Annotated in this window: 24 protein-coding genes and 4 pseudogenes; 20 read left to right on the top strand and 8 right to left on the bottom strand. The window is 58.0% G+C overall.

All coding sequences use genetic code 11. The features are described from left to right. Positions 1-180 (bottom strand): annotated as a pseudogene (locus JQC81_RS16590) (IS6 family transposase); the annotation flags it as partial. A gap of 51 nt (positions 181-231) precedes the next feature. On the opposite strand from JQC81_RS16590, the pseudogene JQC81_RS16585 reads away from it, so the two are divergent. The 5 genes and pseudogenes from JQC81_RS16585 to JQC81_RS16565 all read left to right on the top strand — a co-directional run. Beyond that, a pseudogene (locus tag JQC81_RS16585) lies at positions 232-651 on the top strand (DDE-type integrase/transposase/recombinase); the annotation flags it as partial. Positions 652-709: 58 nt separating this feature from the next. Then, a pseudogene (locus JQC81_RS33210) lies at positions 710-913 on the top strand (SDR family oxidoreductase); the annotation flags it as partial. 496 nt (positions 914-1,409) lie between these two features. Next, on the top strand, positions 1,410-2,198 hold the full coding sequence (locus tag JQC81_RS16575; RefSeq protein ID WP_203272899.1) for an isocitrate lyase/PEP mutase family protein: 789 nt from the start codon (positions 1,410-1,412) through the stop codon (positions 2,196-2,198). 172 nt (positions 2,199-2,370) lie between these two features. Next, entirely contained in the window at positions 2,371-3,171 is an 801-nt protein-coding gene (locus JQC81_RS16570; RefSeq protein WP_203272898.1) for an endonuclease/exonuclease/phosphatase family protein, read from the top strand. An 80-nt stretch (positions 3,172-3,251) separates the two neighbouring features. Further along, positions 3,252-3,773, top strand: a complete 522-nt coding sequence (locus tag JQC81_RS16565) for a hypothetical protein (protein WP_203272897.1) — start codon at positions 3,252-3,254, stop codon at positions 3,771-3,773. A 266-nt stretch (positions 3,774-4,039) separates the two neighbouring features. Here the strand turns inward: JQC81_RS16565 and JQC81_RS16560 are convergent, their stop codons facing one another. The 3 genes from JQC81_RS16560 to JQC81_RS16550 form a co-directional block, all read right to left on the bottom strand. Next, a complete protein-coding gene (locus JQC81_RS16560) occupies positions 4,040-4,732 on the bottom strand; it encodes a glutathione S-transferase family protein (protein ID WP_203272896.1) in 693 nt (230 codons plus the stop codon). Positions 4,733-4,823: 91 nt separating this feature from the next. Next, positions 4,824-6,089 (bottom strand): MFS transporter, encoded by a 1,266-nt coding sequence (locus JQC81_RS16555; RefSeq protein ID WP_203272895.1) that lies wholly within the window; start codon positions 6,087-6,089, stop codon positions 4,824-4,826. A gap of 13 nt (positions 6,090-6,102) precedes the next feature. Further along, positions 6,103-7,509, bottom strand: a complete 1,407-nt coding sequence (locus tag JQC81_RS16550) for an amidase (protein WP_203272906.1) — start codon at positions 7,507-7,509, stop codon at positions 6,103-6,105. Between the two features lie 195 nt (positions 7,510-7,704). Here JQC81_RS16550 and gcvA point away from each other — a divergent pair, with 195 nt between their 5' ends. Continuing rightward, the gene (gcvA, locus tag JQC81_RS16545) at positions 7,705-8,589 is read left to right on the top strand and encodes a transcriptional regulator GcvA (RefSeq protein WP_203272894.1); all 885 of its coding nucleotides are present in this window, start codon (positions 7,705-7,707) and stop codon (positions 8,587-8,589) included. A gap of 183 nt (positions 8,590-8,772) precedes the next feature. Here the strand turns inward: gcvA and JQC81_RS16540 are convergent, their stop codons facing one another. Then, positions 8,773-9,288, bottom strand: coding sequence for a MarR family winged helix-turn-helix transcriptional regulator (locus JQC81_RS16540; RefSeq protein ID WP_203272893.1), 516 nt, complete (start codon positions 9,286-9,288; stop codon positions 8,773-8,775). Positions 9,289-9,367: 79 nt separating this feature from the next. On the opposite strand from JQC81_RS16540, the gene JQC81_RS16535 reads away from it, so the two are divergent. After that, the gene (locus JQC81_RS16535) at positions 9,368-9,772 is read left to right on the top strand and encodes a GFA family protein (protein WP_203272892.1); all 405 of its coding nucleotides are present in this window, start codon (positions 9,368-9,370) and stop codon (positions 9,770-9,772) included. Here JQC81_RS16535 and JQC81_RS16530 read toward each other — a convergent pair. Genes JQC81_RS16530 through JQC81_RS16520 form a run of 3 tightly spaced genes read right to left on the bottom strand, consistent with a single transcriptional unit; the run spans position 9,763 to position 11,159 of the window. After that, on the bottom strand, positions 9,763-10,338 hold the full coding sequence (locus JQC81_RS16530; protein WP_203272891.1) for a methylated-DNA--[protein]-cysteine S-methyltransferase: 576 nt from the start codon (positions 10,336-10,338) through the stop codon (positions 9,763-9,765). The two genes, JQC81_RS16535 and JQC81_RS16530, sit on opposite strands and share 10 nt — an antisense overlap. Positions 10,339-10,371: 33 nt before the next feature. Continuing rightward, entirely contained in the window at positions 10,372-10,776 is a 405-nt protein-coding gene (locus JQC81_RS16525) for an SRPBCC family protein (RefSeq protein WP_203272890.1), read from the bottom strand. A gap of 5 nt (positions 10,777-10,781) precedes the next feature. After that, a complete protein-coding gene (locus tag JQC81_RS16520; protein WP_203272889.1) occupies positions 10,782-11,159 on the bottom strand; it encodes a VOC family protein in 378 nt (125 codons plus the stop codon). A gap of 142 nt (positions 11,160-11,301) precedes the next feature. Here JQC81_RS16520 and JQC81_RS16515 point away from each other — a divergent pair, with 142 nt between their 5' ends. From JQC81_RS16515 to JQC81_RS16455, 13 genes and pseudogenes are all read left to right on the top strand, one after another. Further along, positions 11,302-12,162: an AraC family transcriptional regulator gene (locus JQC81_RS16515; RefSeq protein WP_203272888.1), complete on the top strand. Its 861-nt coding sequence runs from the start codon at positions 11,302-11,304 to the stop codon at positions 12,160-12,162. Positions 12,163-12,373: 211 nt separating this feature from the next. Continuing rightward, complete coding sequence (locus tag JQC81_RS16510; protein ID WP_203272887.1) at positions 12,374-13,114, top strand: SDR family oxidoreductase; 741 nt, start codon at positions 12,374-12,376, stop codon at positions 13,112-13,114. A 69-nt stretch (positions 13,115-13,183) separates the two neighbouring features. Beyond that, on the top strand, positions 13,184-13,885 hold the full coding sequence (locus JQC81_RS16505; RefSeq protein ID WP_203272886.1) for an IS6 family transposase: 702 nt from the start codon (positions 13,184-13,186) through the stop codon (positions 13,883-13,885). A 62-nt stretch (positions 13,886-13,947) separates the two neighbouring features. After that, positions 13,948-14,340: pseudogene (locus tag JQC81_RS16500) on the top strand (DDE-type integrase/transposase/recombinase); the annotation flags it as partial. Positions 14,341-14,780: 440 nt separating this feature from the next. Next, complete coding sequence (locus JQC81_RS16495) at positions 14,781-15,986, top strand: ABC transporter substrate-binding protein (RefSeq protein ID WP_246520478.1); 1,206 nt, start codon at positions 14,781-14,783, stop codon at positions 15,984-15,986. Between the two features lie 227 nt (positions 15,987-16,213). Further along, positions 16,214-17,440: a mandelate racemase/muconate lactonizing enzyme family protein gene (locus tag JQC81_RS16490; protein ID WP_203272884.1), complete on the top strand. Its 1,227-nt coding sequence runs from the start codon at positions 16,214-16,216 to the stop codon at positions 17,438-17,440. Between the two features lie 42 nt (positions 17,441-17,482). Beyond that, positions 17,483-19,084: a GMC family oxidoreductase gene (locus tag JQC81_RS16485; RefSeq protein ID WP_203272883.1), complete on the top strand. Its 1,602-nt coding sequence runs from the start codon at positions 17,483-17,485 to the stop codon at positions 19,082-19,084. Positions 19,085-19,096: 12 nt separating this feature from the next. Continuing rightward, positions 19,097-19,558: a hypothetical protein gene (locus JQC81_RS16480; RefSeq protein WP_203272882.1), complete on the top strand. Its 462-nt coding sequence runs from the start codon at positions 19,097-19,099 to the stop codon at positions 19,556-19,558. Positions 19,559-19,654: 96 nt separating this feature from the next. Beyond that, complete coding sequence (locus JQC81_RS16475; protein ID WP_203272881.1) at positions 19,655-20,494, top strand: carbohydrate ABC transporter permease; 840 nt, start codon at positions 19,655-19,657, stop codon at positions 20,492-20,494. Continuing rightward, positions 20,491-21,351, top strand: coding sequence for a carbohydrate ABC transporter permease (locus tag JQC81_RS16470; RefSeq protein ID WP_203272880.1), 861 nt, complete (start codon positions 20,491-20,493; stop codon positions 21,349-21,351). Before JQC81_RS16475 ends, JQC81_RS16470 begins: the two co-directional genes overlap by 4 nt. A gap of 34 nt (positions 21,352-21,385) precedes the next feature. Then, a complete protein-coding gene (locus tag JQC81_RS16465; protein ID WP_203272879.1) occupies positions 21,386-22,072 on the top strand; it encodes a GntR family transcriptional regulator in 687 nt (228 codons plus the stop codon). Between the two features lie 80 nt (positions 22,073-22,152). Beyond that, positions 22,153-23,238: an ABC transporter ATP-binding protein gene (locus JQC81_RS16460; protein ID WP_203272878.1), complete on the top strand. Its 1,086-nt coding sequence runs from the start codon at positions 22,153-22,155 to the stop codon at positions 23,236-23,238. After that, entirely contained in the window at positions 23,231-24,679 is a 1,449-nt protein-coding gene (locus tag JQC81_RS16455) for an aldehyde dehydrogenase family protein (protein ID WP_203272877.1), read from the top strand. The genes JQC81_RS16460 and JQC81_RS16455 overlap by 8 nt, the downstream gene beginning before the upstream one ends. Positions 24,680-24,874 lie beyond the last annotated feature (195 nt).

Here is a 24,874-nt window from a genome sequence, read left to right as displayed (position 1 = left end):
TTCAGGTCCGAACTTTAGAGCCCATCGGCGTACCGTCTCATAGGAAACGACGATACCGCGCTCGAGCAGCATCTCCTCAACCAAGCGTAGACTCAACGGAAACCGAAAGTAGAGCCAAACGGCATGGGCGATGATCTCGGGCGGGAAACGGTGGCGCTTGTAGCTGACGGGATGGGTCATGCCGCGGCTCTTAGCTCATAAGCCGCTGACCAAAAGTTACCGTGACATCACCACGGGGACACCGTCGAGTTCTGGTTCAGCGAGCGGCGCAATGTGGCGGCTGCCAAGCGGTTCCTGCGCAAGGCCCTTAAGCGGCATGGCCGACCCGAGAGGATCGTGATTGACGGCAGTCAGACCAATCGTGAAGCGATCCTGACCTGTGACACCGCAGACCGGCTTCAGGATCGGTCGAGACGCGAGCTGAAGCCGATCCGCATCCGGCAAAGTGCCTACCTCAACAATCGCATCGAGCAGGATCACCGTGCTATCAAGAGGCGAGTGCGGCCGATGCTCGGGTTTCAGTCTGTTGTCTGTGCCCGTGTGATCCTGGGCGGCATTGAGATGATCCACATGATGCGCAAGCAGCAGGCAAAGTACGCCCGGAATCCCGCCCCATCACTTGCCGAGCAGTTCGAGATGCTCGCCGCCTGAGCCTATGACAATTCCTCGGCCAGCTTCTCGCCCTGACTTCAAATTTGCGACGCATCCGTATGCGCCCGACAACATCCGGATGGACAATGTCCTCCCTGGCTGGATTGACGGCCTGCCCGCCACCGAGAAGCACCGCGACAGCGATCCAATCAAGCGCTACGTCACCAACGAGGAAGATGCCACAACTATTGCGTTCGCGGCCTCGAAGGAAGGGAGGTACATTACCGGGCAGAACAATCGCGTCGACGGCGGCTCGATGCGGACATGGCGTCACTTGGTCATCACTGGCGGGCGGGCTCTGCACCCGGATTCTTTTGGGTCCGTCGCGACCCGCGGGTCTCGCCCGTCGGCTACGATCAGTAAGAAGGCATTCAGATCAGGCTTAAAGGCCGAGGCCTCATCAGGCCTATCGTGTGGACCCGCCAGTGTAGCCGTGAGGGCATGCGCCCGCCCTCCCAGGTTGAGCGCGAATAGACCTCGCGTCAGCATCAAGCTCTGGGACTGAGCAGCCAACCAGGCGGTCAAGCCGAACGGGAGCTTCAAGAAGAGCAATTTTCCCCAAGCCGAGGTGCCCTCAAAACGATAGGACACTGGGTGAAGTCGCTATTTCAAGAGCCTCTTTGGTGCCGATTGCCCTGATCCACTCCACCGGCCAAATTAAGAGCGACTGCTCACTCAACATTTAGGAAACGCAAAAACAATCACCTCAAGCAGTTACGTAACCGCACCTGCATCTCCGAGTCAGTGAGGAAAATACATTGAACAAGTCTAACCTCGCCGAGTCTTTCCGGTCGCTTCACGTCCCCGGGCGTCCGCTCGTTCTGTTCAATGTCTGGGATGCCGGCTCCGCCAAAGCGGTGGCCGCCGGTGGTGCCCAGGCGATCGCCACCGGGAGCTGGTCAGTTGCAGCCGCAAACGGCTTCAGGGATGGCGAGCAGATATCCCTCGACCTTTGTCTTGCGAACCTACAAACGCTCGCCGGAGCAGTTGACCTTCCGGTGACGGTTGATCTCGAGAGTGGATACGGCGCAGATCCCTCAGCCGTCAGAGTGACCGTTGCGCGCGCCTTGGAGGCAGGAGCCGTCGGGTGCAATCTCGAAGACAGCTTTCCGGAAAATGGAACGCTCCGCGAGGCTGCCGACCAAACGGCCCGGCTAAAGGCTGCAAGAGCCGCGGCCGACGCACTCGGAATCCCAGCATTTCTGAACGCCCGTACGGATGTCTTCTTTCAGGTCGGACCGGCGCAACACGACCAGAGCATGGTTGAAGTGGCTCTCGAACGTGGCCGGACTTATGCTGACGCGGGTGCGAACGGCCTGTTCGTCCCTGGATTAGTCGATGAGAGGCTCATCGGACGCCTTGTTGAAGGCTCGCCGCTCCCGGTAAACATCATGGTGGGGGAGAAGACTCCACCTACCTCGAGGCTTTCCGAACTGGGCGTGGCAAGGATCAGCCACGGGCCAGGGCCGTACCTTCTGGCGATGCGGGCTCTGGAGAATGCGGCAAGGGCAGTTTTTCAGGAGACTAGAGCATTCACCGCGCAGTGACAGATCTGGATTCCGAACCCTGTCCATCACACGAAAGATCCTAACTCAATGAAACACGGAGCGGAGGCTGGACAGATGCGCAGTCCATTACTCAACGAGGCAATCTCATGTCGGCCGGTACGCTGCCATGTCTTTTGGGAAAAGCGTTGACCCCAAGGTTTCGGAGCCCGCTGTGAAGGTCATGAGTCTCAATGCCTGGGGTGGCAAGCTGCACGACGAGTTGATTTATTACGTTCGCACAACCTCGCCCGATGTGCTTTGCCTTCAGGAGGTGGTTCATAGTCCGACCACAGGAAAAGGTTGGCTGACGTATCGGGATGGCGACCACGTCTTACCTCAGCGAGCCAATCTGTTCCGTGAAATCGCGGAAGCACTCCCCGGGCATGTCGCCATCTTCTGTCCCGCCGCCCAGGGTGTTCTGTGGGATGCCACCGATACGGTGCCATCCCAGTGGGGACTCGCGACCTTCGTCCGGGGATCCTTTCCGATCATCGCACAAGCGCAGGGCTTCGTGCACAAGGACTTCTCGCCACACGGTTACGGAGAACATCCCAGATCGCGCAACGCCCATGCCATCCGGGTCTATGACTACGCTCGCGATCGGCCCGTTAGCATTGCTCACATGCACGGATTGCGAGACTTGAACGGAAAGAGTGATACACCCGAGCGGCTGGCACAGGCACGTCGTCTCGCAGACCTGACAACCAAGGTCGCTGTGCCGGGGGATCCTCTGGTGGTGTGTGGTGACTTCAATGTCGAGCCCGACAGTGAGACATTCAGAGTCCTTGCCGGTATCGGGTTGACGGATCTTGTGACCACACGTGACTTTGAAGGCACCCGCACGTCTCAATACAAGAAGCCGGGGCGATTCGCTGACTACATGCTCGTCAATCGCACCGACGACGTTTTGGAGTTCACGGTGGTAGCTCAACCTGAAGTCTCGGACCACTGTCCGCTCATTCTGGAAATCTGATCTTCTGCTCCTTCTTCATCAGTCTGCTGCGATTGCGGGACGACCGTCTCTAGATCCATCGTGCTAAGAAAGGAAATCCTATGAGCAATGTCTTCCTCTCTGCTTTGGTCAGTCAAGAACCGCATCCCGATATGCCACTAGAGCAGCGGATCTTCGCCCCCTTCATCGGGAACTGGGATCTCGTTGTGACCTGGTACGCGGAAGATGGCAGCATCAGGCGACGGGAGAACGGCGAGTGGCACTTCTCATGGGTGCTCGAAGGACGCGCTGTCCAGGACATCTGGATCGTGCCATCTCGCAGTGAACGCCATAATCACCAGGATCCATATGAGTACGGCACCAGCTTGCGGTTCTTCGATCCTGCTCTCGGCGCTTGGCGCTCGACCTGGGTTGGCCCTTCTCAACGAGCTGTGCATGTTTTCATTGCCCGCCGGAGGGGCGACGAGGTCATTCTGGAAACCGAGTTGGAGGACACAAGTCGGATGAGGTGGATCTTTTCTAACATCACCGACATGAGCTTTACCTGGCGCAATCAGCGCGAGACGGCCACAGGTTGGTTCCTGACCCAGGAATTCCAGGCCCGCCGCAGGTCTATCGCCTGATGTCGGTTGGGAGACGTTCCTTCGAGGGCTCGGCGAGATGAACAACCGCCCGTTGCTGTACGTGATCGGGAGTACGTCGATGGCCACCTTGAAACCCCGGATGCGACCCGCCACTCTCGATTTGCGGCAAGTTCGTCAGCCGAGGCGACCCATCCCATTCCTCAATGTAGCTTGGCACCCGATGTGACTTGATTGAGTTCACCGACGGGCGTGACTAGTCGCGCTCCGGACCAAGGAGGGTTGGATTTGAGCAGACGCATCTAAGATCAATCGTAGTGCTTGAGACGTCCTGAGTCGTCACTGAGCCGAGAGAGCATCCGGCTTCTCCATAGCGCCACTGGATCGTTAGGCTCGAGCAGAGGCACCTGGCTCACGCTGCGTGCCCACATGAAAGCACCCATGACAGCATAATCCGGATACAGGGGAGAGTCGCCGCCGAGATAGGGTTGAATCTTCAATGTACGTCTAAGTGGTGTGAGGATGTGCCTCAGTTCTAGGAGTGCCTCCGCCTGGTTGGAGCAGAACTCCTCCAGGGTTGTCCCGAACTGCTTCTCCCGGCTTTTTCGAAAGTAAATTCTATCTTTCTCGTGCAGGTGGGCGTGGATGTCACTCGCCAGAAGCCGGATTAGCGTGCCGTGGAGCTGTGTGGCGGTCCAATCGACGTAGAAGCGTGACAGCGCCTGCCCGGCAGATCCTCCGAAGAGTGACGGCCGGTCGGGATAGGTTCGCTCAAGATGGCAGGCGATGTTCCAGGAGTCGACGATGACATCATCTCCGTCGGCAAGTACCGGCACCTTGTCTTGCCCGGAAAAGGCGATCACTTCCTTTTCTGTGAAACGGCATGCAACCGCCTCAAAACTGAGCTGCTTGTGCTCTAGGGCAAAGCGGATCCTCCAGCAGTAAGGGCTGAAGCGCCGATCGTCCTCGGCGGCGGCAAGTTCGTAAAGCTTGATGGCCATGATCGAAAGTGCGTTGAGACTCGGCTGAACCCGACCATAGCATATCTTGCAGGCCCCTCCACAGTGCGGGGAACCAGCCAGTGGCAGAGCCTTACAAATCCGGGCCGCGCGAAGGTTTCTTCCTTTTGAATATGCTGGAGCCGTATGCAACGGCAACGATGCAGGCGCTGACAATATTGGCACACACGCTTGCCAGGATCGGCAGTGTATAGCTTTGAGTGAGATCGAACACCAGGCCGGCGGTGCTCGGACCCGCCAGAGTTCCGACCGCGACGCTGGTGTATAGGACGCCAATGATCCCGCTGACATTCCGCCCGCCATAATCGTCCATCACCACGGCTGGGAGAAGTGCTACCCAGCCGCCATAGAACAGGCCGTAAATGAGGGCGAACATACAAAGTTGCCACGCCTGAGTGGACAGGGCCCAAACACCCATGGCGATCGCCATGCCGGCGAACATTATTATAAGTGACGTTTGCCGCCCGAGCCGATCCGCCAAGCCTCCTAGCAAGAAACGCCCTGCAGTGCTGCCGACTCCGATGGCGCCGAGGATCAAAACCGCGGAAGATTGTGGAATGCCGTGGTCTAGCGCAAAGGGTACAAGGTGGGCAAACGGTACGAACACCCCGAACGAACAGAGCAGGCAGGCGGCATAGAGCGCAATGAAACGCGCCGACCTGATCGCCTCGCCGATCGAAGCCCCCTGCGGCGGAGTTGGGTTCGATCGAGGTGCGATGAGGCCGCCATCAGGAGCAAGTCCGCGGTCACGAGGATCATTGACGATCAGAATTGACACACCTGCGCCGATTGCTGCGGCGAGGCCCCCAAGCAAAACGTAGCCTGCCCGCCAGCCAAAAAGGTCAATCAGCCAAGAAGCCAACGGCGGCATGACGAGCGTTCCGACACCTATCCCGCTCACGGCGATTCCCGATGCGAAGCCACGTCGGCGCACGAACCACCGCTGCACGGCGCCGAGTACTGGCACATACGAAAGGCCAACACCGAGTCCAACACCAAGGCCGTATGCGAGATAAATCTCCATCAAGCTGCGGGCAGCACCTGCCAAGGCCAGTCCTACCCCCAGAAGAACCATGCCAATGGCAGCCAGAGTGCGCGAGCCGACCCGGTCGGCAAGTGGCCCGCTTGCCGCGCCAATACCGAAATAGAGGAACCCGGCCAGCGAGAACACGAGAGAGGTCGATGCCCGTGACGCGGAGAATTCCGCTTGAAGCGCCTCAAAGAAGGCGCTGAACGTGTAGGCGCTGCCGAAACCAAGTAAGGTTACGGTGAAGGCGGCCGCAACGACGAACCAGCCATAGAAAATGCCAGAGCCGGAGCCGATTGATGTGCTGCGCATGGTGTCTACCTCCTCAGGCGAGTGGATGCCGGCGATGCCAGCCGGTGGCGCTCTGAAAAGCCGTGCCGGCGCGAAGCAATGCCGGCTCACCCATATGCGCTGCTACCAGCTGGAATGCGATCGGCAATCCGGCGTCGGTGACACCGCCGGGCAGCGTGATCGTGGGACTGCCGGTCATGTTGAAAGGGCAGGTGTACCTCTGGAGCTTAAAGATCAGATCCGGCTGCTCGCCGAGCGTCTGGATCATCTCGAGGCTGAGTGGACCGAAGGGATGCACCGGTGTGAGCAGAAGATCGATCGTGCCAAACAAGGCGGCCACCCGGCCGCGCAGCTCAAGTCGCCGTAGCAGGATCTTCTGGTACTCCATGCCGGATAGAGCGCGGCCGTTGTCCAGGACCGACGCGAGGACCTGCCCATACTCCGCCTTGCGCACTGGGTAGGTCGCCTCGTGCGCGACGGCTGCCTCGACCGCACAATTGGGCGCCCAGTCAGCAATTGTCTGCCCCACGTCGGGGAACGTCACCTCCATGATCAAGGCGCCAAGGGAGTGGAAGACCTCCGCCGCCTGTGCGAGCACGGCCTGGACAGCCGGATCCACATCATGCCCGTTCCAGGCGGGGTCGACTCCGATACGCAGTCCGCGAACACCCTGACCGGCTTGCTCAGGAAAGTCGGGCACGGGATCGAGCATTGCCGTCGGGTCTTTCGGGTCGGAGCCCGCGATCGCAGCTAAAATCAGGGCGCAATCCCTCGCGCTGCGCGCCATTGGGCCGATGTGATCCAAGCTCGCGGCGAGCTCAAAGACGCCGTATCGGCTGACACGTCCCCACGTCGGCTTCAGCCCCGTGACGCCATTTGCGGCGGATGGCCAGCGGATCGACCCGCCAGTGTCGGAGGCGATCGCGCCGTAGCACAAACCCGCTGCTGTGGCGGCGCCCGGACCGCTCGACGAAATGCCGGGCCAATAATCCGGGTTCCAAGGGTTTTTTGGCGGGGTGATCGACGGATGGTGGTCCGAATAGGCGCCTTCAGTCAGCTGAAGTTTGCCCAGGAGAATAGCACCGGCCTTCTTGAGGCGATGCACGACCGTCGAGTCTTCGGAAGGGCAAAAATGCTGGTGGATGGACATTCCGGCTGCCGTTGGGTGACCTCCACTCCAGCAGAGGTCCTTCACCGCGAGCGGCACACCGTGCAATGGTCCGCGATAGTGGCCGCCCATGATCTCCGCTTCCGCAATCTGAGCCTGCTCAATCGCATCATCAGCGGTGACGAGAGCGAAGGCATTCAGGGAGCGATCCAGCCGAGAGATACGATCGAGCAGTGCATGGGTGATGCCCACCGGCGACACGGCACGCGTTTTGAGGCGCTCGGCAAGTTCGGAGAGTTCAAGGTAATGGGGGGCAGCGGATAGAGCGTTCATGGCAATCTCTCTCGTTCGGACTTGGCTTGATTGATCCGAATGCAGGTGGGTGCGGCCTCTAACGCCATCTTTCAATCTCGGATCAGGATGGCTAAACTCATTAGCAGAGTAAGTGGGGCCGTCGGACATAACTGACCCCATATTCTCTTCGGCTGCAAACCAGATGTTCTGCATCATTCGAGTTAGAAAATCTAAATGATCGAAAGTAGGCTGCCTCCACTCAAAGCACTTCGTGCCTTTGAGGCCACTGCACGACATCTGTCGGTAAAGCACGCAGCCGCCGAGTTGTGTGTCACCCCAGGCGCGGTCAGCCAGATGCTCAAGACCCTGGAGACCGAACTGGGAACGAAGCTGTTTCACCGCGTCAATCGAGGCATCCTCCTGACTGAAGCAGGGCAGAACTACCTTCCGCCGATCCGCAACGCCTTTCGTCAGATGGCGGAGGCCACCCAGCGCATTGCAATCGCTGCGGACACAACACTGACTGTGAGTGTCACGCCTTTCTTTGCCGCAACGTGGCTCGTGCCTCGCCTAAAGCGCTTTCAAGATGCTCACCCGGATATCGACCTGAGGGTTCTCGCCAGCAGCGCCCTTGCGGATTTCTCCCGCGATGGCGTGGATGTGGCTGTCCGCCACGGCCACGGCCAATACCTGGGACTTCGCAGCTATAAGGTCCTCGTGGCCGAAATCGTGCCAGTGGCGGCTCCCTCGCTCGTTGCTGAAAGAGGCATGCCAGAGTCCGCTGGAGACTTGGCCCGCTGGCCTCAAATTCACGACGCCGAGCGAAAGGGGTGGCACCTTTGGTTTCAAACCCAAGGCATTGAGGACATCGCAGCGCCTCGCGGCCCATCGTTCGACGACTCGAATCTCCTCCTCAAAGCCATATTGAGCGGTCAAGGCGCGGGCCTTCTGCCTGCTGCCATGATTGAAGATGAACTCAAAGAGGGCCGCCTCACGCGCCTTGCAGATACTGTCCTAGTCGATGCATTCGCGTACTATCTTGTCTATCCCGAGGCGAGCCACAGCCGGGCGAAAATCGCTGCGTTCAGATCATGGATTCTCAAAGAGGCCGCTGATTGATGCGGTGCTGATTGATGCGGTATTGGCGAGTCCTGTCGAACCACGCCGCTCAGTTTCCACTCTCCAGCGCAATTCCCGTCGTCACAAGGCAATGGCTGTTATGGGCATCAAATAGTCGTTTAACCATTTCGGCCAGCTGCCGAGCGAGGCCTCTGGGCCGATGGTTCATGAATTGAGATCCATTCACAAAGCATAAGCCTCCCGAAGAGCCTCCCGTTCCGCGAGCATTTCGGTGGCTTCCGCCAGGACCTTTGCCGCTGCCTCGAGGTCTGCAGCCGTGAACCGTGTTCCAATCTCATTGACCCACGCGGCCTGGCGCACCCGGATCTCGGCCAGAATTTCCGCCCCGGTCGGAAGCAGTTGCAGGAGCTTCGCCCGTTTGTGCTGGGGATTGGCGAGATACTCGGCCAGCCCGTCCTCGACCAAGAGATCAGCCACGCGCTGCACACCCTGCCGGCTCATGCCGAGCACCCGCGCAATCTGGGCAACTGACATCCCGTCCGCAGCGGCGGCAGCCAAAACCTGCCAGCGCGCGCTGCTCTGACCGAGAGGCTTGGTCAGGGCATCACCAGCCGCGGTCAAATAGCCCGACAGCCGCAGCACCGCGAAGGCCATCTTGGCAAAAGCTTCTCCCTCGGGGGTCCGGCGCGGCTTCGTGTGGTTGACAGCATGCTGTCGCTTGTCTAGCTTTCGTTTCATGACAGCATGCTGTCATTTAGATGAACGCAAGGCAAGCGGCGCTTCATAAGGCAGCCGCAATGATCCCGGGGAGCTCACAATGTTAAAGACGTACACGGGCGGCTGCCATTGTGGCGCCGTTAGGTTCGAGGCCGACATCGACCTCGCAGCGGGTACGGGACGCTGCAATTGCTCCATCTGCATGAAGACCCGCAACTGGAGCGCCATCATCAAGCCTGGTGCATTCCGATTGCTGAGCCGGCCCGAGGAGCTGATAGAGTATTCCTTCGGCACCGGTGCGGGCCAGTACAGGTTCTGCAAGCGCTGTGGCGTGCATTCCTTCAGTACAGGCTATGTCGCAGATATTGGCGGCGAGTTTGTCTCGGTGCGCGTGAATTGTCTCGATAATGTCTCAGACGAGGAACTGGCTGCTGCGCCGGTGACCTACGCCAACGGGCGTGACAACGCCTGGTGGGACAGGCCAAAGATCACCTGTCACCTTTGATGCGAGGTAGTGTCGTCGAATAAACCCGGAAGAGACGGCTCCGGGTCAAACGGCATCGCACCCTCCATGCGAAGGAGCGCCTGCTTGAGAGCCACACCTCCATGTGCCGAGAACCCTCCCAGCTTACCGGAGGCGGCAAGAACCCGATGGCAGGGCACCACTATGGGCCATGGATTGCGGGACATCGCGACCCCCACGGCTCGCGCCGCATGGGCATGTCCGGCCTGCTTTGCCAAGGTACCGTAGGTAATCGTCTGCCCGAACTTCGTCTGCCGAAGGAGTTGATAAACATGGGCTTCAAACCGGCTGACGGCACTGAAATCCAGCCTCACCTCTTCAAAGTCCGTGGCATGGCCGTTGAAGTATTCTCGAAGCTTATGAATACAAGCAATCACCGGGGCCGGTGGATCACAAGGATTGGGAATCGCCCCGCGTTTGCGCAGGCGCTTCTCCGTAAAACTGGGGCTAGCCTCCGGCAGTTGCACACAGTGCAAGCCGCTTTTAGTCCAAGCGACGCCACAAACTCCAATCTCTGTATCGAACAGCTGATAACAGACTTGCAGCACCGACAGATCCCCTATCCCTCACAGGCAGTGACTTCAAGAAGTCTCCGCGGTCTTGTCCATTGTTGCTTTAAGAACCGAGATGCCGTCTTGCATCATGCTTTGGACTTGGGCACTCGCGCTGTCTGGCAGAAAATCCGCAATCCAGACAGCCCGACTGCCGCCTTGCGTCGCGAAGACCTGGACCGAGGCATTGTAGTGGCTCAGCCCGGCTCCTTCCGCAGACCAGACCAGTCGGCAACGATCTTCATCCAGAGCAATGATCGGCTCGCGGACTATCATGCCGTTCCCAAACGTCACAATTCGCGCACCCGGTTCGAGCCTCGTGTCAACAACAAAGCCCGGGACTAGTCTGGTATGGAGCGCGCCGACATCCCGGATCGCATCCCAGACCGTCTCAGGCGTCGCTTTGGTCATGATTTCTACGGTTTCAGAGGCCATGTTTATCAGGCCTCTTTGCCGCAATGCGCTTCAATCCGGTATCCGTCAGGATCAACGACGAATGCAGCATAGTAGTTGGGGCCATAGTCATCACGCAGGCCCGGAGCACCGTTGTCTCTCCCGTGTGCGGCGAGGGCGGCCTTATGGAATTGCGAGACGCTCTCGCGGGTTGGCGCCACAAAGCAGATGTGCAAGCCGGAGTGTGGATCTGCCGGAACCGGGCTGGTGCTGTGATTCACCCACAAGACCACGGCGTCCTTGCCGTAGCCGAGGGAGCCGTCGCTCTCGCTCAGGCAAGTGTACCCGAGAGGTGCCAGGACGGCATCATAGAAGGCCTTTGATCTTGCCACGTCATGAACGCCAATAGACAGATGATCGATCATTCTCTTTTCCCCTTTATCGGCTTTCGCCTGCGCGACGATCGTCTGAGCGGCTCCGGCCGGTCTCATGGTCCTAGCAATGCGGCAGGCCTGCAGCTTGGGGAAAATTGCTCTAGTTTCTTCTTCAGGTAGGGAGCCTACTCTAATGGCTGATCCTGTTGCTCATTTGACAGAAAAGCTCGTCGTTAGGCAACTCGCCAGGACTGCCGACTGGCAGATCTGCGAGTTCACGTGCAGTGCGGGCATTAATGATCGACCTTTCGAAGAGCAGCACGACGGCTTTACGATTGCGGCTGTCCTCGAAGGGGTCTTTACTTACAGATCAGGGACTGGACGAGAACTCCTCCACCCAGGAGCGCTGCTACTCGGCAATCACGGCCGTTGCTTCGAATGCGGCCACGACCACAGCAACGGCGACAGGTGCATTTCGATTAACTACAGGCCGGACTTTTTCGCGGAAATCGCCACCAGCGTAGCCGGAAGTAGTCGCTTCAGGTTTCCCACAGGAATGCTGCCACAAAAGCAGATGCTTGCTCTACATCTGGCAGGGCTCGAGACGATCACCCATGGAATGTCACTCCAGTCACCGGAGGAGATCGCCATCACCTTAGCAGAGGCAGTCCTCTCCACGGTTTCCGATAAGCCTCTAGCCCATAGAGAGGTTGCGGCCCGGGATGAGCGCCGCATTGCGGCCTCAATACGGTACATTGAGGAGCGCTATAGGGATCCTCTTGAATTAAGCGAGTTGGCGGACGTTGCGCATATGAGCAAGTACCATTTCCTGCGAACGTTCCGCTGCGTGACCGGAAGTACGCCGTATCAGTACCTGTTGTCGGTCAGGATGCGCCAAGCCGCCATTGCATTGACAGTCTCTCCCGCGAACATAGCAGACGTTGCGTACGAGATGGGGTTTGGCGACCTCTCCACCTTCAACGAGCGGTTTCGCAGGGTCTACTGCGCTGGCCCATCGGAGTTCAGGGCTAAAAATCGGAGGCGGCAGGAATAATTAGCCGAGATATCTGATATCGACTCCGAATTCGGGCTCTACGTTTAGCCAAGTCCTTAACACAAAGGAATGTAATGTCTGCAGATGTGATCATTGTTACGGCCGGGTTCGCCGCGATCATCTGGTTTCTCCAGCAGATCCACACTCAACTCGAAGCGATCAATCCTATTCTCCGGGAGGATGACTGAATGCGCTGTGTAGGGGGGCAACTGTGACACTTCTTGGCAGGAAGATCGCAATTACCGGTGCCGGACGTGGGCTGGGAAAAGCGCTAGCGATCGTTGCAGCGGATCGAGGGGCCATACCCATTCTGTTGGGCCGTTCGCCAGACCACCTGACAGCCGCGAGAGAGGCAATTGGTGAGAGGGTCAATCTGTTTCCAGACGCGTTCCGGTGCGATCTGGCCGACTTCGCTTCAATTGCTGACGCTGCCCAGAGGATCGCGCGCCAGCATCCAGATTTGGATGTACTCGTCCATAACGCCTCGCAATGGTCCAGTGGAGCCCTTGATGATCAGAGCGATGACAGTATCGCAGCAGTGATCGATTCTACAGTGACTGGGATGATAGCCCTCACAAGACATCTGTTGCCCCTGCTTAGGGCGCGGCCGCGAGCGGATATCCATATCGTGGTATCAATGTCCGGACTACAATACGCACGCTTCGTCGGGTCGTCGCTTCCATTCCGAGCTGCGAAGGCGGCTCAGGATGGCTTTTCGCAGGGCCTGGTCGAGGAGCTGAAGGGCAGCAACATTCGCATCACATCGATCTACCCTGGGCTGATCGATGACGTCTCGCCATTAGATTCAGCGTGGGAAACTGCGCGAGAGATTGGAGACGGCCTCAGCAACAAAGATGTGGTCGATGCGATCCTCTATGCATTGGCTGCACCGCCCAATGTGGCGCTTCGCCAGATTGTCATCGAGCGCACGAAGTCCGAGTTTTTGGCCTGACTACAGGTGGTGCAACGGGCGGTGTCACGTTAACTCAGGCGTGAGATCGAGCGGTGTAGTTGAGCCGGCATGCCGAAATCCATCAGCTACAAGCGTCACCGCTTCCCGCCTCAGATCATCGCCCATGCCGTGTGGCTCTATTTCAGGTTTCCTTTGAGCCTACGTCTGGTCGAGGTGATGCTGCTGGAGCGTGGCATTCTCATCTCGTACGAGACCATCCGGCGCTGGGCTAAGAAGTTTGGGCCGGATTACGCCCGCCGCCTCAGGCGCAAGCGACCGAGCCGCCACGATGTCTGGCATCTTGACGAGGTGGTCCTCAGCATTGCTGGTAAGAAGCATTGGCTCTGGCGTGCCGGCGATCAGGATGGCTATGTACTTGATGAGATCGTCCAGACGCGCCGCGACACCAAGGCGGCCAAGCGCTTGCTGAGGCGCCTCCTGAAGAAACAAGGCTGTCCGCCCCGACGGCTGATCACCGATAAGCTCGGCTCCTATTCGGCTGCCCGGTGTCAGATCATGCCAGCCGTCGAACACCGCTCCCATAAAGGTCTTAACAACCGCGCGGAAAATTCGCATCTGCCCTTGCGCCGACGAGAGCGGGCGGTGCAGGGCTTCCGGTCTGCGGGAGGCTTGCAGCGGTTCACCGTAGTGTTCTCGGCCGTCCGCAACCTCTTCGTTCCACCCCGCTCTCGCCGCTCTGCCCTTGCCACCCACCTGCATCGCCTCAATGCTATGGCGGAATGGAAAACCGTGGCGGGCATTGCCGCTTGAACACTTATGCCGCCTGCAGGTCTCGTTGCGTCCAACGGCGGTTAACGTGACAAGCCCTTCGACTCTCGGCCAAACGGGATGCAGCTGCCGCCAAGCGGTTCTTCCGTAAGGCTTTGAAGCAGCCTCACACAGTTAATCCGCGGACCATCACGGTCGACAAGAATGCAGCCTATCCGATCGCAACGAGAGCCATGAAACTGGATGGAGAACTCTGGCGCTTCGCCAAACTCCGGCAGGTGAAGTTCTTAAATAACATCGTTGAGCAGGATCACCGGCGCATCAAGCGCCTGGTCCGGCCAGGGCTGGGCTTAAAGAGCTTCACGACGGCCTCACGGACGATTGCGGGCTACGAGGTCATGGTGATGATCGGCGAGGGCTAGGTGGCGAATGCACCAGCAAACGACATGAAGGCTCAGAGCGATTTCATCGCGGCCCTCTTCCGCGTTGCTGCCTAACCCGAACTCTCGTCCAGCCTTCGCTTGACCTACATTAAGGGTTGTAACGGAACCCACTGGGTGACATGGGCCACCAACAGTCTCCGCCGTCTGCGACCCTGGATCTTAGGGCAGGGCAATGTGCTGAGCAGCACGAGGTGTCCAAGCATCCGCCCGCGATCGACCGCCACGTTATAATACATAAACATATGCGCTCAATTAAGCGCCGCTTGACAGGCCCTCGCTCGGGATTCCATATTCTATAGAATATAGAACGCGACTCGGAATAGTTCTGAGCGTACCTGAGGGAGGACCGTGTGATAGCGTCAACTGGTAAGCTGCAAGCCCAGCAATCTGTGCTAGCCCGTCTCACGACCGCCGTCGTCTTGACGGCTGCTTCAGTAGGTACTGCGTACGCCCAAGGAGCCGGCGGTCCGAACTCACCGGTCGAGATCAAGGTCATGGCGAACGAGGCATTCGCCAACAGCTGGCAAACTCAGCTCGTGCCTGAGTTCAACAAGCGGTTTCCGAATGTGAAGGTCGTGGTCGACGGCGTTCCTTATGCAGAACTGCTACCGAAGATGATGCTGGATGCCGTGAATGCCGATCCAGAGTACGACGTTCTCGTGATCGACGACCCATGGGTTCCGCAGCTTGCCACAGTCGGAGCTCTCGCTGATCTCAAGAGCAAGGACGTCGCTGCACTAACCAGCCCTGACTATGACTGGGATGACTTCAACGCGGCACCGCTTGCGGCAGGCGAGTGGAAGGGAAAGCAGTATGCAGTTCCTGTCCGCTCTAACATGCTGCTCATGTTCTATAACCGAACGCTGTACAAGAAAGCCGGCGTTCCGGAACCAACGCCGAAACTAACCTGGGACGAGTTCTTCACCCAGGCCAAGACCTTGGTGCAGGACACCAATGCTGATGGCAAGGAAGACGCCTGGGCCGTCGACACCTACTTCGTACGCGACTCCCTCACCCCCACCATCTGGCAGGCCATCCTCAACGCGAATGGCGGCAAGCTGCTCGACGAGTCAGGAGCTCCGGCATTCAACACTGAGGTCGGGGCGAAGTCTCTCGATATGCACAAGGATCTCGCAAAGTACGGTCCGCCCGGCGCTCTGGGACACGGGTACTCAGAGGCACTTCAGGCCTTCCGGCAGGCGAAGGTCGCTGTGATGTTCAACTGGGGAAGCGTCTACAAAGCGACTGCCATCGACGCCAATTCAACGACGTTGAAGGAGGATGAAGTCGGTATTCAGGTGATGCCGGCCGGATCGGCAAGGGCGGGGACACACCGCGGAATTTGGAACGCTGGCGTCAGCAGCAAAACTAAAAACCTGCAAGCGTCGTGGACTTTCCTCCAGTGGCTGTCGTCCAAAGAAGGCGAGAAGGTCAGCGCCTCACTGCTAGGCTCCTTCCCTGCGCGGAAATCCACGCTCGGAAGCAAGCCTGAGGAGAAGTGGCTCGAGCCAGTCTATCGCACGCTTCAACAATCCTACGAACTTGCCGCTGAAGGCGAAATGTGGAGAATCCGCAGCCCGAAGTCGAACGCCGCACAGCAGGTGCTGGCTGACGAGGTCGCCCGCGCCATCGCCGGTCAGGTCAGCTCAAAAGAGGCCTTGCAGGCGGCTGCGACGAAGATCAAATCCACACTCAGGTAATTGGGTCCCGGAGCCGCCGGCATCCTCCATGCCAGCGGCTCCATCTATGACAACGGCTGATCAAATCCCAGGGTCCCCCTGGAGATCCGAAGCTCAGAAACCGACCGCTCGTTCACTCAGGTTCCAACTGACACGCCTACGCCGCGTCGTCTGGTGAAGTTGTTTGACGTCATGTGAAGTGCACGATTCAACCAGATTCATCGCGCCGTGACCAATCGAGGAAGACAATGCCGAAGAATGCAATCATAAGCGAGGTCAAGACGCTGTCCTGCAGCAACTCGTGGCGAAACTACAATTTCCTTAAGATCACGGCCGAGGATGGAACCGTCGGCTGGAGTGAATTCGACGAGAACTTCGGCTCCCCGGGCGTTGCCAATGTCATAAGCCAAATTGGCCACCGCCTGATCGGTCAAAGTGCTATGAATCATGAGCACATTCGGGAAGACTTACGTGATTGCACCCGGCCCGGATCGGGTGGCGTGGTCGGGCAAGCGCTTGGAGCGATCGAGAATGCTCTCCTCGATCTTAAGGCTAAAACCCTCGGTGTCCCCTGTTACGCCCTTCTCGGCGGAAAGGTTCGCGATAAGGTCCGGGTATATTGGTCCCACTGTGTGTCCTACCGCGCGCGGACGGAGCATTTCAAACCCGGAATCAAAGACATCGAGGGTGTTCAGCAGATTGGTCGAGAGGTTGGCGAGAAGGGCTTTACCGCGCTGAAGACGAACATCTTTCACTATGATGATCAAAACCGGATCAGTGGCTGGTCGCCGGGCTTTGGCCGGCCTCACGATCCTGCCCGGAATGTCGAGCGGAAGACCGTGAAGGACTTGCGCAAGCACATCGAGATCATGCGAGAGGCGGCCGGGCCTGACGTCGATATTCTGCTCGACCTCAACTTCAACGCAAAAACAGAAGGCTATCTGAAGTTGCTGCGGGAAATCAACGATCTAGATCTATTTTGGGTCGAACTGGATACTCTGGACCCAAAGGCGCTTGCATATATTCGGTCACAGACTAAGCATCCGATCTCATCGTGCGAGACACTCATCGGATTGCAGCAGTTTCTGCCCTTCTTCCAGGAGCAATCAGTCGATGTCGCGATCATCGACACCCCTTGGAATGGTGTCTGGCAATCACTCAAAATCGCCGCAGCCGCCGACGCGTACGAGACGAACGTCGCGCCCCATAACTTTTACGGCCACCTTTGTACAATGATGAATGCGCACTTCTGTGCCGTCGTTCCCAACTTGCGGATCATGGAAACTGATATTGACCGCATCGCATGGGACGCCGAGCTCTTCACCCATGTTCCAGTCTACAAGGATGGTTACCTGATCATCCCGGACCGCCCGGGATGGGGCACAGAGCCCAACGAAGCGGCGCTGGTTGCGTACCCGCCATTGGAATCCGTTGGGCCGGCCAAAAAGACACCTGTCCCGAGACTCTCTGTCTAATTCAACTCTCACGCTGCCCCAAAGTTACCGATGCTGAACGCCATGAGAAACGAACCCGTCGACGTCCTGATTATCGGAGCCGGTGCTTCAGGGGCAGCTGTCGCCTGGAGCCTGGCCGATACCAAGATGCGGATCCTGTGCTTGGAACAGGGAGATTGGCCGCGGTCCTCGGACTTTCCCAGCGCAAGCCGGGATTGGGAGGCCCAGCAGTCAGAGGACTATTCCATTAGCCCGAACCGAAGGGGACTGGCTGCGGACTATCCGATCAACGAAGACGATTCGCCGATTAAGATCGCCAATTACAATGGCGTCGGCGGTGGGACAGTGTTCTACGCTGGCCACTTCCCCCGCCTACACCCCTCCGACTTTCGGGTCCGCTCCCTCGATGGCATCGCCGACGATTGGCCGATTGACTACCAGACACTCGAGCCATTCTATGCCATAAATGACCGAATGATGGGTATCGCAAGCCTGGAAGGTGACCCAGCCTATCCGCCCAAGGAGGCGGTGATGCCTCCTATCCCCCTCGGTCGCACCGGTGAGAAGCTCGGCAAGGCGATGAACGATCTCGGCTGGCACTGGTGGCCATCTGATAGTGCGATCGCGACCCAGGAGTACCAAGGGCGTGCACCGTGCATCAACCTCGGGCTATGCGGCGCTGGCTGTGCGCAGGGCGCAAAGGCGAGCACAGATGTGACCTACTGGCCGGAGGCTGTGCGGGCGCGGGTCGAATTGCGTACACGATGCCGCGTAAGCCGGATCGAGACGAATGACGATGGCATGGCAACCGGCGCCTATTACTTCGATCCAGACGGCCAGGAGCGATTTCAGCCGGCTGAAATCGTGATCATGGCCTGCAACGGCATCGGGACGCCCAGGATCCTCCTGAACTCAGCCTCCGAGCGTTTTCCAAACGGCCTTGCAAATTCGAGCGGCCTGGTCGGGAAGAACTTAATGTTTCATCCCTACGCCCAGATCCGTGGCCATTTCGATGAGCCTCTCGATGGCTACCGTGGCCCTCCGATCTGCATCTGGAGCATGGAATTCTACGAGACTGATGAGAGACGAGGCTTCAAGCGGGGCTACTCTTACCAGTTCTCGCGCGGGCTAGGCCCTGTCCGAACGGCGGTCACCGGGATGGCCGATGGTCTCCTGCCGTGGGGGGAAGGCCATCACGCGGCCTTCCGGCGACTATTCTGCCGCAGCGCCGGGATGGTCTCTGTCTGTGAAGACCTGCCCGAAGAGATCAACAAGGTAACCCTTGACCCTCATCTAAAAGACAGCAACGGGGTTCCAGCGCCAAAGATCACGTACCGGATCGGCCAAAACACACAACGGATGCTGGACCATTCAGTCGCCCGCGGCATCGAGATCCTGAAGACTGCTGGAGCACAGGACATCACCCATAGGTCGCCCTTGCCCTATGCAGGTTGGCACCTGATGGGGACGGCCCGCATGGGGAAGGACCCAGGAAGGTCAGTCGTTAACGAGTGGGGGCGTGCCCACGACGTGAAGAATCTCTTCATCGTGGATGGCAGCATTTTTGTCACGTCGGGTGGAGTCAACCCAACCTCGACGATCCAGGCCGTTGCCTTGTACATCGCCGACCAGATCAAGACCCGCATCTACGATCTGTTCGACTAAATGGAGGTGAATGTGCTCTCTCAATCAGTCGGCACTGGCAAACTCTCCGGTCCCGAACAGGAGGCGCTCTTCTGCGTCGTCAGCCATATGATTCCATCCAGCGATGAACTGGAGCTACCTGGAGCCGCCGATCCTAAGATTTTCACCGACATTCTTCGGTCTATCGGTCGTGACCTGCCCGCGCTACGGCACGCACTTCACGTTCTCAACGAGATGGCTGGGCAACGGATAGACGCACTGCCGCCTGCTCAGCAGGCGGCGCTTCTAACCAGCTTCCGGTCAGCCTACCCCGATCTGACCGGGGTCCTAGAGGCTGTGACGGTGCGATGTTACTACCGCGACGACAGGGTGATGGCATTCTTGGGAATGGAACGACGGCCACCATTCCCGATTGGATTTGACGTTCCTCAGGGCGATTGGTCATTGCTGGAGCCAGTTCGCCGACGGGGCAAGATCTACCGTGACGTGAACTAGATCGGAAGGTACCACGTGACTGCGAACCAAAGATCTCACAGCATACACACGGAAATGCGGGGACGAGCAGGCGATCTGATGACTCGATGGTCATTCATGATGCCCTCAATCGTTCTCTTGCTGGTCACTCTCGCGTACCCGATCTTCTATACAATCGACATCAGCTTTTCGACATTCGATCTATCGACTTTCGGTGCGGACGAATGGGTCGGTTGGGCTAACTACGAAGACGTCCTGAACGACTATCGCTTCTGGGACGCTCTGAAAGTAACCTTGGTATACCTCGTTTTCGCGCTGCCGCTCCAGGTCGCTCTAGGCTTTGCCATTGCCTTTCTGATCAATGCGGAGTGGGGCGGGCGTGGCATGGTCCGGGCTCTGTTCATTATCCCGATGGTTGTCGCCCCCGTAGTTGCCGGTGGGATCTGGCGCATGATCCTCGATCCACTTTGGGGACTGATGAACTATGCGCTGCAGGGTATTGGGATTGGGCCGCTGGATTGGTTTGGCGACGCGAACCTAGCAATGGCTGCGGTGATCATCATCGACACCTGGCGGTGGACGCCGTTTATCGTTCTCATTGCCACGGCTGCTCTTCTGGCGCTACCAAAGGACGTCTTTGAAGCAGCAAAGATCGATGGGGCCAACTGGTGGTCGACGCTTTGGTCGATTGCGCTGCCTCTGCTCATCCCGATCATCACGGCTACCTTCGTGATTCGCTGGCTTGGAGCTGTCAAAATGTTCGACATTGTCCTGGCCGCAACCTATGGCGGCCCGGGCAAAGCCACAAACGTCCTCAACTTGTTTATCTACGAAGAAGCCTTCCGATCTCTACGGTTCGCGGAATCCTCTGCCATGGCCGTAATCGTGCTTGTACTCACGATGGTTCTAACAGGGATCTTTCTTTATGGCAGCCGGAAGCTGGAGGAACGATTTTGACCATAGTCGCCACGGCCGCTCCACGTCGCTCTTCTGGACAACTCGGTCACCGGATCCGGATCGTCACTGGAGTCGCCATAACCCTACTCTTCCTTTTCCCGGTCTTCTGGATGGTTCTGACCTCCTTCAAGCACCAGGTTGACATCTTTACCAGTCCGCCAAAGTTCTTCTTCACGCCAACCATTTCCACCTATGTGGAGTATTTCAGGCGAGCTGATATTGAGCGCCGCCTGATTAATACGGTTATCGTGGCCGCAGGGTCAGGCCTACTGTCGATTGTGGTCGGGACGATGGCGGGCTACGCGCTCGCTCGCATCCGGCTTCGCGGTGCGGCAACTTTCGGGGTCCTTATCCTCCTATCCCGGGGCGTGCCGCCCATAGCGCTCGCTGTACCCATGTTTCTGGTGGCCCGGCAGCTTGGCCTGACGGATAAGCACATCACGCTCATCCTGGCCTATAGCACCTTCCTTATCCCGTACGTCATGTGGCTGATGCGTAGCTTCTTTCTTTCTCTGCCCCGGGAATTGGAGGAATCCGCAATGATCGATGGTTGTTCGCGGTATGGGGCATTTTTCAAGATCATATTGCCGATCTCCCTGCCTGGCCTGATCTCAACGCTGATCTTCAGCATGATCCTGGCCTGGGAAGAGCTCCTCTTTGCACTGGTTCTCACGAACCGGGTGGCTTCCACGATCCCGGTTGCCATCGCCGGAATTGCTGGAGACACCATCAACGGTGCAAACTGGGGAGCCTTGACTGCTGTTGGAACCATTACGGTGGTCCCCGTCGTCATCTTCGCTCTGCTGGTGCAAAAGTGGCTGATTCAAGGCTTAGCTGACGGAGCTACGAAAGGCTAAGTCTCCATCCCTCTAGCAGCCTTTGGAATACTTCATGGAACACCCGAATATTCACGTCACGAAAACTGAAATTGCCCGGCGCCACATAAAAGAGATGGTGTTGTCCGGCGCTGTGCGTCCTGGCGATCGGATTACAACTCGTGAGGTTTCCACCGCGCTGGGGATCAGCGAGACGCCAATCCGCGAGGCGATCCGAAGCCTGGAATCAGAAGGCTGGCTGGAAGTCCAAAGTCATGTCGGGGCTGTTGTGAAGGGTCTCCACCCGGATCAGATCCGTGAGATCAGCGCATTGCGTGGTCGGATCTGCGAACTCGCAATTGAATTAGGAGCGCCGAACTTCAACGAAGCGCGCTTGAACAAGATCGACAAGGTCGTCGATGAACTGGAAGAAGCGCTGAACCTAGGCGACTTTCAGCAGTTCGCGTCCAAGAACTATGAGTTCCACGAACTTCTTTGTGACAATCCACAATCGCCCCTTTGCTACAGACTCCTGAATAACATGCTCGGGCTGATGTCGAGTCAGCGCCATGGTCTTCCTCCGCAACGCGCGCGGTTAGAGGAGGCTCAGAAAGAGCACCGACGGATCCGGGATCTCATCCGCGCCGGCGAGTTTCAGGCCGCAGCGGAGATGGCACGCGAGCATGAGAGGATTACTGGTGATTTCCTCATCCGAGCAATGAAGGAACTGTCGGCACCGGGAACGCCCGATCCCGAAGTTTGATGATTGAATTGCGAAAAGCGCCTGACAAGGGCGTCGAACTAGGCCGGTCAGTCGGGAATCTATAACAGGAGGAATCTGCGATGGGGACAGTCGATATTCGAAATGTTCGAAAGTCGTATGGCAATGTCGAAGTCTTACATGGCGTGTCTCTTCACATAAACGACGGCGAGTTTGTTGCCTTGGTCGGGCCATCCGGCTGCGGCAAGTCAACTTTGTTGCGAATGATTGCAGGTCTAGAAGACATCACTGCAGGCGACATCGTGATCAGTGACAGGCTCGTGAACCATGTCGCACCGAAGGATCGCAACATCGCAATGGTGTTTCAGAACTATGCTCTCTATCCGCATATGAATGTGCGCGACAATATGGGATTTGCGTTGCGCCAGCGTCGCATGTCGAAGCCGGAGATCGAAAGCCGGGTGAATAATGCTGCCCGGATTCTCGGCCTTGAGCACCTGCTGGATCGCAAGCCACGGGCGCTTTCTGGCGGCCAGCGCCAAAGAGTTGCAATGGGACGAGCCATCGTACGCGAGCCGAATGTGTTCCTTTTCGATGAGCCTCTCTCGAATCTGGACGCAAAGCTGCGCGTTCAGATGCGCTCTGAGATCAAAGAGCTTCACCAGCGATTGAAGACGACGACGGTCTACGTAACTCACGATCAGATCGAGGCAATGACCCTTGCAGACCGAGTGGTCGTCATGAACGGGGGTGTGATTGAACAGCAAGGGTCACCGCTTGAACTCTACGATAGCCCGGCCAGTCGATTTGTCGCCGCGTTTATCGGCTCGCCACCGATGAACTTCATCGAAGGTAGTGTCGTGAATGGATCGCATGTCCGTCTTGAGGACGGGACAACCCTTCACGTGCCAGCGAACAATCTCGGGGACAAGGGGCGAGCGACCATCGGCGTTCGGCCCGAGCATTTTGAGCTTTCGGACGCAGGTTGGCCGGCGACAGTTTCAGTTGTCGAGCCGACGGGATCCGAAACCCAAATCACGGCGCGTATGAGCGGCCAGGTCGTCCGGATTCTCATACGGGGCCGAACATTCGTGCAGCCCGGCGAGGTTATCCATCTCACGGTGCCGCCTGATCTCATCCACATCTTCGATGACAGCGGGACGCCCCGTATTCACGTCAGTACCCGAGGAATCAAACAGCATGCTTGAACTAAGACGGTTTTACGTTGGCGGCCGCTGGGTGTCGACACAGTCAACCGCGGAACACGTGTTGGTCAGCCCAACTACCGAAGAGCCTGTCGGTATCGTCTCCTTGGGCAACTCAGGTGATGTCAATGCTGCTGTCGCCGCAGCCAAGGCTGCGTTCCCGGCTTGGTCATCCGCCGACCTGACGGAGCGGATAGGGCTCATCGAACGGATTCATTCGATCTACTCCTCGCGGATCGAGGAAGTCGCTCAAGCAATCTCCACGGAGATGGGTGCGCCGATTGATCTCGCCCGAACCCGGCAAGCGCCGGCCGCCCAAAGGCACATGACGAATTTTCTTGAGGCGGTGAAGAGGTTCCAGTTCATTCGCCCCCTCGGCGATCATGCACCAAATGACCGGATCCTCATGGAGCCGATCGGGGTCGTTGCGCTGATTACACCCTGGAACTGGCCGATGCATCAAGTCGCACTGAAAGTCATTCCAGCGTTGCTGACCGGGTGCACGATGGTTCTGAAACCTTCCGAGTTCGCACCCATATCATCTTCGCTGCTGGCCGAGATCATCCAAGAGGCCGGGGTCCCAGCGGGAGTGTTCAACCTCGTTCACGGTGATGGTGAAGAAGCTGGCAATGCCTTGGTCTCGCATCCAGATGTCGCGATGATCAGCTTTACAGGGTCTACTGGAGCAGGGCGAAAGGTGCTTAGGGGTGCTGCAGATACCTTTAAGCGGGTTGCTCTGGAACTGGGTGGCAAAGGTGCAAACGTAGTGTTTGCTGATGCAGACGATCAAGCAATCGAGCGTGGGGTCAAGCAGTGCTTCTCCAACAGCGGTCAGAGCTGTAATGCACCAACGCGAATGCTTGTCGAACGTTCGATCTACGACGATGCCGTTGAAAAAGCGCGGCAAGCGGCTGAAGCCACACCCGTTGGAGCATCTAATTTACCTGGGCCCCATATCGGGCCTGTGGTTTCGGCTCGGCAATTCGAGCGAGTCCAGACCCTGATCGAGACCGGCATTCGCGAGGGTGCCCGGCTCGTGACGGGGGGATTAGGTCGGCCTGCGGAGTTCAACAAAGGTTACTTTATTAAACCAACTGTATTCGCGGATGTCGCGAATAGCATGACCATCGCCCAGGAGGAGATTTTCGGACCTGTCCTGTCAATCATCCCGTTTGACAGTGAGGATGAAGCTGTGCAGATCGCCAACTCCACCCTCTACGGCTTGACGAACTATGTGCAAAGCCAAAATCCTGAGAAGCGCAATCGAGTCGCGCGGCGCTTGCACTCGGGCATGGTGGAAATGAACGGACAGCCACGTGGCGCAGGATCTCCTTTTGGGGGTGTCCGCCACTCTGGAGGTGCCCGCGAGGGGGGCGTCTGGGGCTTAGAGGAATTTCTGACCGTTAAGTCTGTGTCTGACTGGGGAGATCCTACGATCAGCTAGCCTCACACGATCATACTGTGCTGGTCGGAAGCGGCTACTGAGTTTCGGTCACCCTAGCATCCGGGCATCCATCAGCGTCAGCCATCGATAGCAGGAGCGTTGCGGAAGACGTGATAGCGCCCGCCCGGGTCCGTCTCAAGACGGTAGTAATTGCGTACCGTCTTCTGCTCCTCACTTAACCACTACTCCGAAGTG

The sequence above is a fragment of the Microvirga arabica genome (genome assembly GCF_016811235.1).
GTDB classification, from domain to species: Bacteria; Pseudomonadota; Alphaproteobacteria; order Rhizobiales; family Beijerinckiaceae; genus Microvirga; species Microvirga arabica.
This window is presented reverse-complemented; position numbering and strand designations above follow the sequence as displayed.